Below are 6,652 nucleotides of genomic sequence, written 5' to 3' on the forward strand. Positions count from 1 at the left end.
CGCCGGCCCGCAGAGTGGGCTGGAGCCGGTGCATCCAGTATAGGCACGGCGGTAGCCGTCTACAGCACTGGCGTCAGCACCCTGCCATCAGCCAGGAATGCATCTAGGTTCTGCAGCGTCAGCGCGGTCATGGCGGCGCGCGTTTCATGCGTGCCGCTGGCCATGTGCGGCGCCAGCACGACATTGTCCAGTGCCAGCAGCGCGGGCGGCACGTTGGGCTCGTCCTGGAACACATCCAGGCCGGCGCCGCCCAGGCGCCCGTCAACCAGAGCCTCGACCATTGCCGCCTCGTCGATCACGCTGCCGCGCGACACATTGACCAGGATGCCCCTGGGCCCGAGGGCGTCGATGACCTCGCGCGATACCAGCCCGGCCGTCGACGGCCCGCCGACGGTGGCCACCACCAGGAAGTCGGCCCACGTCGCCAGCGCCTTCAGGTCAGGCTCGAAGCGCCACAGCGCGCCCTCGCGCGGGCTGCGGTTGTTGTAGGCGATCTCCATGTCGAAGCCCTGCGCGCGGCGCGCCACGATCTCGCCGATGCGGCCCAGCCCGAGGATGCCGAGCTTCTTGCCCGACACGCGCGTGGTCAGCGGGAAGCCGCCCTGCGGCCAGCGCCCGGCGCGCACGAAGCGGTCGCCATGGGCGATGCCGCGCGCCGCGTCCAGCAGCAGCCCGAAGGCCAGGTCGGCAACGCAGTCGTTGAGCACGTCGGGCGTGTTGCTGACCTGGATGCCGCGCGCGCGGGCCGCATCCAGCGCGATCGCGTCATAGCCCACGCCGAAGCTGACGATGGCTTCCAGGCGCGGCAGCGCATCGATCAGCGCCGCGCTGCAGCCGTGGCGCGCCGAGGTCACCACCACGCGCACCTACTGGGCCTCGCTGCGCGCCCACGCGATCGGATCGGCCTGCTGCCACAGCGCCGCGGCGCCGTACTGTTGCTGCAGGGTGGCATTGGTCTGCGGCGCGAGCGGGCCGACCTGGAGGATCTGGGGAGCAGGCATGGGATGCGGGATGCAAGGAGGGGACGGGCAATGGTAGCGCAAGGGCCCCCCATGCGCAGGGAGCAGGCAAAGCGTGCGCGCGCAAGTTGTGCGATGTTCGTGCAGGCAGGTGGTATCGCGCCCGCGAGCGGCGGGTTATGCTGCGATCCTGATCCCTGTCGCCCCACTTCACGTGCCATGAAAACCATCTACCTGGCTGGCTTCGACGTCTTTCGCAAGGATGCGCGCGCCTGGGGCGAGCACCTCAAGGCGCTGTGCGCGGCGCACGGCTTCAGCGGCCTGTATCCACTCGACAAATCCGCGCCCGATGGCCTGTCGGGCGCCGACACCGCGCGCTGGATCTATGACGCCAATCTTGCGCTGCTGCGGCGCGCCGACATGGTGATGGCCAACCTCGACGATTTCCGCGGACCGGGCGAGCCGGATTCCGGCACCGCGTTCGAGGTGGGCTTTGCGGTGGCGCTGCAGAAGCCGGTCTGGGCCTACAGCGCGGATGCGGGCACGCTGCGCGAGCGCGTCACCGTGGCCACCGACGAGGATGGCGCGCCGCTGGATACGCGCGGCTTCGTGGTGGAGGATTTCGGGCTGGGCAAGAACCTGATGCTGGCGTGTGCGGCGAAGCTGGTGCAGGGTGGGGCGGCCGAGTGCCTGGCGGCGATGGCCGAGGCGATTCACCGGCGCGCCGCTGAAGCGGCCGCGCGCCGCGAGCGCGACGCGGCCGCGTGGGGCGACGACTAGCGCTGCAGCGACTGCACCCCGGCTGCGATATCGGCCGCCGTGGTGGCGACGATCTCGCGGTACGCCGCCACGACGCCATCGACCGCGCCGGGCGCCGGCAGCTCTGCCTGGGTGCGGCCGCTGACCACCTTGCCGTCAGGCAGCCGCCGCACGGTCCAGTTGATGGTGGCGCCGGCACGCTGGCCCACGTCGGCATCCAGGCGCAGCACTTCCGTGGTGATCCGGTACAGCGGCTGCACGTCGGACATCCCCTGCTGGTAGGTGTCGACCGCGCCCAGCGTGGCCTGCAGGCGTTGCGACAGCGCGTCGCGCAGCTCGTCAGGCAGCGGCGCGGACCAGCGCGCCAGGTCCAGCAGGCGCAGGCCGGCATCGCCGCCATCGCGCACCACCAGTTGCGGGCGGTTGAGCCGCTCCGGCACGCGCACCGGCGCGACTTCCAGCCATAGCGTGTTGGTCGATGCCGGCGTCGTCGTGGCCGGCAGCGGCGCGGCCGCGCCCTGCGCCAGCGTGTAGTAGCGCGGCTCGGGCGAGGCGCACCCGGCCAGCACGGCCGCGGCCAGCGCGCCGGCGAGGAGGCTGGTGATAGAAAGGCGCTTCATCATTCTTGCTCCGGCTTGCCGCGCAGCAGCGCTTCTGGGTGGCGTTCGAGGTAATCGGTCAGCGTGCGCAGCGACGTGGCGGTGCGCGTCAGCTCCTGCAGCATGCGGCGCGTGTCCTGCTGCAGCGGCGCGTCCGAGGCCAGCGTGCCGTTGGCCGCGGTCAGGGTCTTGCGCGCGTCCTGCAGCGCGGCCAGCACCTGCGGCGCGACGTCGCCGTTGAGCTGCTGCACCAGCTTGTCGGCGGTCGCCAGCGTCTTGTTCAGGCTGGCCACCGTGGTGCGCAGGTCCTGGCCGATCTGGTCGAACGGCACCTTGTCGATGCGGTTGACGATATCGCCCACCTGCGCCTGCAGCTGGTCGAAGGTGCCAGGCGTGGTGGCGAATTCCGGGATCGGCGCGTCCAGGTCGACCTTGGCCGGCGGCGCCTTCGGGAAGAAGTCGAGCGCCACGTAGAGCTGGCCGGTGAGCAGGTTGCCGGTGCGCAGCTGCGCGCGCATGCCACGCTGCAGCAGCCCCTGGATGATCTTGCGCGCGCGCTCGCGGTCTTCGACATCGCGTTCGCGGAAGCCCATGCGCGACGGGTACAGCTCCACCACCACGGGCATGCGGAATGCTCTCTTGTCGCGCTGGTACTCGATGCCGATCGAACGCACCTGGCCCACGATCACGCCGCGGAAGTCCACCGGTGCACCCGGCGAGAGCCCGCGCACGGACTGGTCGAAATTCAGCACCGCCAGCGTGGGCGCCAGTTCTTCCGGCTCCTTCATCGCCTCGGCCTGGTCGTTGGCCAGCAGGAACTGCGTGTTCTCGGACGCGGCGTCGGTGGCAGTGGTGTGGTCCGGCGCCTGGAAGGCGACACCGCCCAGCAGCACTGTCACCAGCGACTGGGTCGACAGCTTGAGCCCGCCCGCATCGAGCTTCAGGTCCACGCCACTGGCATGCCAGAAGCGCGTGTCCGCGGTGACCAGGTTGTCATAGGGTTTGTTGACGAACACGCGCAGCGTGAGGTCGCGCCCGTTGGGGTCGAGCTGGTAAGCCACCACCTGGCCCACCAGCACGCGCCGGTAGTAGACCGGCGAGCCGATATCGAGCGAGCCCAGCTCGGAGGCGCGCAGCACGAACTGCTTGCCGGAGGCATCGGTGGTCACCACCGGCGGCACTTCCAGCCCCTTGAAGTCGCGCGCGGATTCATTCGACTTGCCCGCGTCCACGCCGATATAGGCGCCCGACAGCAGCGTCTCCAGCCCGGACACGCCGCTGGCCGCAAAGCGCGGGCGCACCACCCAGAAGCGGGTGTCGGCCACGGCGAAGTTCTCGGCGTCCTTGGTCAGGTCGATCGACGCCACCACGTGCGAGCGGTCGCGTGCCAGCCGCACCGACTTGACCAGCCCGATGTCGACGTCCTTGTAGCGCACCGCCGTCTTGCCGGGCGTCAGGCCCTCGGCGGTGCGGAAGGTGACCGTAATCTCCGGCCCGCGCGAGGTCAGCGTATGCACCAGCAGCGAGATGCCGACCACCGCGGCGACGATCGGGATCAGCCAGACCAGCGAGGGCAGCCAGCGCGCGCGGCGCCGTCGTTCGGGCCGCGGCAGGCCCGGTGGTGCCGGCGGGGGCGAAGCCGAGGGCGTGGAGGCTTGGTTGTCAGTGTCGGGCATTGTTGTCTTCCAGCGAATCCCACAGCAGGCGCGGATCGAAGCTGAGCGAGGCCAGCATGGTCATGACCACGACCGCGCCGAAGGCCATGGCGCCGCCGCCTGGGATGATGGTGGCCAGCGCCCCGGCCCGCACCAGCGAGGCCAGCAGCGCCACCACGAAAATATCGAGCATCGACCAGCGGCCGATCACCTCCACCAGCCCGTACAGCCGGGTCTGCTGCCGGATCCGCCAGGTCGAGCGGAAATGCACGGACAGCAGCAGGAAGGTGAGGATCACCATCTTCAGCAGCGGCACGATGATGCTGGCGATCAGCACCAGCCCGGCCAGCATGTGCGAGCCGGACAGCCACAGGTAGATCACGCCGGACAGGATGGTGTCCTGCTGCGTGCCGAGGATGGACTGCGTCACCATTACCGGCAGCACGTTGGCCGGAATATAGAGGATAAAGGCGGCCAGCAGGAAAGCCCAGGTGCGCGCCAGGCTGTCGGGCTTGCGATGGTGCAGGGTGGCGCCGCAGCGCGGGCAGGGCTCGCCCTCCAGTGTGCGCGGGCTGACCAGGTCGCAGGCATGGCACGACAGCAGGCCCAGCCGGCTGGCGGTCGGGACCTGCGGCAGCGGACTGCGCTCGTCGTCGTCGGTGAGCTCGGCCACCACCTCGCGCGCCAGCTGGCGCGGGCGGGCCAGGCGGCCGCCTGGCTGGCGGGGACGCCGCGAAGGCGGTTGCGGCTGGTCCGTCATCGGCCTTCCTCGCCCGCGGCGTTGTCATCGGGTGTTTCCAGATGGCGCCAGAGGTCGCGCGGATCGAACGACAACATCGCCGCCAGCACGATCACCAGCGCCGCGAACGACCACAGCGCGATGCCGGGCAGCACGCGCGCCATGCTGGACAGCTTCACCAGCGTGACCAGCACGCCGATCATGAAGACTTCGATCATGCCCCAGGGCCGGGTCTGGCGGATGCCGCGCACGATGCGGTCGAAGCCGGCGGGCATGCGGTGCTGCGCCATCGGCACCAGCAGATAGGCCATCATCAGCATCTCGGACAGAGGAAAAAGGATGGTGGTGGCGAACACCAGTGCCGCCACCAGCCCCATCTTGTCGGTGTACAGGGCCTGCACGGCGCCCAGCAGCGTGGTCTGGGTGCGGACCCCCTGCAGGTCCATCTCGACGATCGGGTAGGCGTTTGAGACCAGGAACAGGATCAGCGCGGTGATCACCAGCGGCAGCAGCCGTTGATACTGGCGGCGGCTTTCGCGGTAGAGCTGGCCGCCGCAGCGCAGGCACAGCGCGCGCTCGCCGGGCGAGATCGGCGTGCGTTCGTAGACCGCGTCACAGTATTCGCATGCCACCAGCCGGTGCAGCGCGGCCGGCGAGAGGTCGGGGGTGGCGGGCGCGCCGGGCGCGTCGTGTCCTGCCATCAGCCGGGGTGCTTGCCGGTCGTGGCCGGCGGGACGTCGGGGTTGTCGACCACGGCCGGCGCCGGTGGCGCGGCCGCCAGTGCCTCGCTCTGCTTCAGGTCTTGCTTTACCTCTGCCTGCGAGCCGATGGTCCAGTCGCGCAGCAGCGCATAGGCCACTGCCAGCAGCGTCGGGCCGATGAACACGCCCAGGAAGCCGAACGCGAGCGCGCCGCCGAGCACGCCCAGCATGATCCAGATCAGCGGCATGCCGGTGCCCTTGCTGATCAGCAGCGGCTTGACGATGTTGTCAGCCATGCTGACCACGCCCACGCCCCATACCACCAGGAAGATGGCCCAGCCGGTGGCGCCGGTGTGGTACAGCCACAGCGCGGCCGGCAGCCACACCAGCGGCGGGCCGACCGGGATCACCGACAGGAAGAAGGTCACGAAGCCAAGGATCGCCGCGCCCGGCACGCCCGCGATCCACAGGCCGATGCCGGCCAGCACGGCCTGGATGAAGGCCGTGCCCAGCACGCCGTAGACCACGCCCTTGACGGTGCTGCCGGCCAGCTCCAGCAAGTGGTCGGCGCGCTCGCCGGCGATGCGGTGCATGCCCGCGCGCAACCAGGCAATGGCAAGCTCGCCGCCGGTGTAGAAGAAGAACGCCAGGATGATCGACAGCGCCAGCTGGCCCAGCCCGGCGCCGATCGACAGCCCGGCGCCCAGCAGCATGTGGCCAACCGGGGCGATCAGCTTGCGCAGGTTGGCGACCATCTCGGAATCGGCATTGATGACGCTGTTCCAGGAGTTCTGCAGGTAGGAGCCGACATAGGGCAGGCTGCTCAGCCAGGCCGGCAGCTGCGGGATGCCGTGTTCCCTATAGCGGTCAACCAGCGCGGACAGTTCGTCCAGGTGCGCCGAGAAGCTGGCGCCGGCATAGACGAACGGACCCAGCACCACGACCGTGGCCAGCAGCACGCAGATCAACGCTGCCAGGCTGCGCCGGTTGCCCAGCCAGCGCGACAGCACCGTATACGGGTACCACGAGCTGAAGGCCAGGATCGCGCCCCACAGCAGCGCGGTGGTGAACGGCGCGAGCACCAGCAGCGAGCCGCCGATCAGCACGATCAGTGCGAAGACGGCTGCGATTTTCTCAATTAACTGGCCGGAACTCATGGATGGATCTCCCTTGGTCCCGCCGGTGTGACGGGAACGGCGTAAATATAGCTTACGTTGGGTGGGGCGATGCGGAAGGGGGG

At 69.7% G+C, this 6,652-nt stretch carries 6 protein-coding genes and 1 pseudogene; 1 reads left to right on the top strand and 6 read right to left on the bottom strand.

Annotation, left to right across the window (positions count from 1 at the left end; translation table 11 throughout):
- Window positions 1-59: 59 nt before the first annotated feature.
- Window positions 60-1,001 (bottom strand): annotated as a pseudogene (locus AC3WON_RS16370) (2-hydroxyacid dehydrogenase).
- A 177-nt stretch (window positions 1,002-1,178) separates the two neighbouring features.
- Between AC3WON_RS16370 and AC3WON_RS16375 the strand changes: the two are divergent.
- Window positions 1,179-1,739, top strand: a complete 561-nt coding sequence (locus AC3WON_RS16375; RefSeq protein ID WP_492317553.1) for a nucleoside 2-deoxyribosyltransferase — start codon at window positions 1,179-1,181, stop codon at window positions 1,737-1,739.
- Here the strand turns inward: AC3WON_RS16375 and AC3WON_RS16380 are convergent.
- The 5 genes from AC3WON_RS16380 to AC3WON_RS16400 are packed head-to-tail and all read right to left on the bottom strand — an operon-like array spanning window position 1,736 to window position 6,569.
- Window positions 1,736-2,341, bottom strand: coding sequence for a PqiC family protein (locus tag AC3WON_RS16380; protein ID WP_492317552.1), 606 nt, complete (start codon window positions 2,339-2,341; stop codon window positions 1,736-1,738). The genes AC3WON_RS16375 and AC3WON_RS16380 overlap by 4 nt on opposite strands.
- Window positions 2,338-3,993: a PqiB family protein gene (locus AC3WON_RS16385; protein WP_492317551.1), complete on the bottom strand. Its 1,656-nt coding sequence runs from the start codon at window positions 3,991-3,993 to the stop codon at window positions 2,338-2,340. Before AC3WON_RS16385 ends, AC3WON_RS16380 begins: the two co-directional genes overlap by 4 nt.
- The gene (locus AC3WON_RS16390) at window positions 3,980-4,732 is read right to left on the bottom strand and encodes a paraquat-inducible protein A (protein WP_492352267.1); all 753 of its coding nucleotides are present in this window, start codon (window positions 4,730-4,732) and stop codon (window positions 3,980-3,982) included. Before AC3WON_RS16390 ends, AC3WON_RS16385 begins: the two co-directional genes overlap by 14 nt.
- Window positions 4,729-5,412, bottom strand: a complete 684-nt coding sequence (locus tag AC3WON_RS16395) for a paraquat-inducible protein A (RefSeq protein ID WP_492317549.1) — start codon at window positions 5,410-5,412, stop codon at window positions 4,729-4,731. The genes AC3WON_RS16390 and AC3WON_RS16395 overlap by 4 nt, the downstream gene beginning before the upstream one ends.
- The gene (locus tag AC3WON_RS16400) at window positions 5,412-6,569 is read right to left on the bottom strand and encodes an AI-2E family transporter (RefSeq protein WP_010811543.1); all 1,158 of its coding nucleotides are present in this window, start codon (window positions 6,567-6,569) and stop codon (window positions 5,412-5,414) included. Before AC3WON_RS16400 ends, AC3WON_RS16395 begins: the two co-directional genes overlap by 1 nt.
- Window positions 6,570-6,652 lie beyond the last annotated feature (83 nt).

Source organism: Cupriavidus sp. FW305-46, from assembly GCF_058787075.1.